This is a genomic window from Flavobacterium sp. UBA5153, assembly GCA_002413745.1.
Taxonomy (GTDB): domain Bacteria; phylum Bacteroidota; class Bacteroidia; order Flavobacteriales; family Flavobacteriaceae; genus Flavobacterium.
Genome location: DHXP01000009.1, coordinates 1 through 2,111, shown reverse-complemented (window position 1 = coordinate 2,111; position 2,111 = coordinate 1). Strand labels below are relative to the sequence as shown.

Below are 2,111 nucleotides of genomic sequence, written 5' to 3'. Positions count from 1 at the left end.
TAATGCCGCTGTATATTTCATTTAGTTCAATTTTTATTGGACTAATTTGAAATAACTAGCGGTATAAATACAAATTGGAACAGGTACAAGCGGACACCCTCCCCGCTCTCGCCCGAATCCTTTCGGGTGGTAAACTAAACTAGAGTAGCAGTTGTTGTGTTTTAAATTTTTTAAAAACTAATTTTAAAACTAAACCCCGCTCCCGCCCGAATCCTTTCGGGTGGCAAACTAAACTAGAGTAGCAATTGTTGGGTTTTAAATTTTTTAAAACTAATTTTAAAACAAAACCCTCTGGTTCTCGATTGCATCGAGTACCCATTTAAATTAGAAGATAAATCGTAGCGTTTGCAACGCGGATACTAAAACAAAATCAGAAAATAAAGTAAATACAAATTGGAACAGGTACAAGCGGACACTTCCACCCAATGTCATTAAGTTAAGCTTTTTGCGTCATTTCGACGAAGGAGAAATAACAAATTACAGGACATTTATTCTTGCCTTAATGACATTATGCGCGCACTAGCTATGAAGTTTAGAGATGATTAAATAAGTATCAAGACCTGCGAGTGAAAACTTGCAGGTTTTTAGTTTTATAAAAAAAGGTTGAATTTTGAACAAAGAATAACGAACTTTGAATGTTGAAATTTTTAAATCTTAAATCAAAATGGTCTTACACATAGAAACTCCAGCCCTTCTTTTCTCCGCAACATCACTAATTTTATTGGCTTATACCAATCGGTTTCTTACCATTGCGCAAATCATACGAAAATTAAAAAAAACCTATGATGAAGAAGAAAGTAAAAGTGTTTTATTGGAAATCAAAAACCTCAACTTACGTTTAACACTTATTCGCTATATGCAACTATTTGGCGTATTGTGTTTATTTCTGTCGGTTTTCGCGATGCTTTTATTGTTTCTGGAACAGCAATTATCCAGTATTTATCTTTTTGGTTTCAGTTTACTTACCTTGCTTATTTCATTAGGATTGTCATTTTGGGAAATCAGTATTTCTATAAATGCGCTACGGTTGCATTTGAGTGATTTGATGGAAAAAAAAGAAATGAAATAAATTTATTCCTATTCTTCCATAATTTTCAATTCATCAAACCCTGAATTCTGAATTCTTAAATTCTATCTTTGGTCGCTTTTTAAATTTGAAAAAATGTTTGAAAACAAGGTATTAAAAGGAGTTTTTTTAGTTGGCATAGGCGCAACAAGTTACGGGATGCTCGCTACCTTCGTGAAAATAGCTTATGGCGAAGGTTTCACAACCGCCGAAGTTACGGTAGCCCAATTTATATATGGAGTAATTGGTTTGTTGATTATCAACGCCTTTCAAAAAGTAAAAAAGGGAACTGATGTTGTAAAAGCGTCAAGAAAAAACATCTTTCAGTTGATACTTGCAGGAACTCCACTGGGATTGACGAGTGTTTTTTATTATTTAACCATAAAATATATTCCGGTTTCAATTGCCATCATTCTGCTGATGCAAACGGTTTGGATGGGCGTTTTATTTGAAATGTTTTTGGAAAAGAAAAAACCTTCTGTCCAAAAAATAATATCCGTAATAGTTGTGCTTACAGGCACTGTCTTGGCAACAAATCTTATTGGAAACACGGTTCAACTAAACTGGAACGGCGTTATTTGGGGGTTGTTATCAGCGATATCGTTTACTACGACAATGATTACGGCAAATCGTGTGGCAGTTGAAATTTCCTCGACGCAACGCAGTTTACACATGCTTATTGGCGGTGCAATTATTGTGTTTATATACACTTTTGTATCTCAAACAACCCCTTTTAATTTTGACGTTTTCTTAAAATGGGGAATTGTATTGGCACTTTTTGGCACAATAATTCCACCATTATTGTTCAATATTGGTTTTCCTTATACCGGAATCGGTTTGGGAAGCATCGTTTCGGCACTTGAACTTCCAGTTTCGGTATTGATGGCCTATTTTATTTTGAATGAAAAAGTGAATGGAATCCAATGGTTTGGAATTACACTTATCATACTTGCCATTGTGATAATAAACATTGATTATAAGCGATTTAGAAAAAAGTAAGTAGATGTTTATGACTCTTGGAGTTTTATACCATTGGTTAGTATGT

2 protein-coding genes are annotated in these 2,111 nt (G+C 34.2%); both read left to right on the top strand.

Annotated elements, in window-relative coordinates:
• The first annotated feature begins 664 nt into the window (after nt 1-664).
• Nucleotides 665-1,069 (top strand): DUF2721 domain-containing protein, encoded by a 405-nt coding sequence (locus tag B2145_RS01640; protein WP_291097452.1) that lies wholly within the window; start codon nt 665-667, stop codon nt 1,067-1,069.
• A gap of 93 nt (nt 1,070-1,162) precedes the next feature.
• Nucleotides 1,163-2,065, top strand: coding sequence for a DMT family transporter (locus B2145_RS01635; RefSeq protein WP_291097450.1), 903 nt, complete (start codon nt 1,163-1,165; stop codon nt 2,063-2,065).
• The last annotated feature ends 46 nt before the right edge of the window (nt 2,066-2,111 follow it).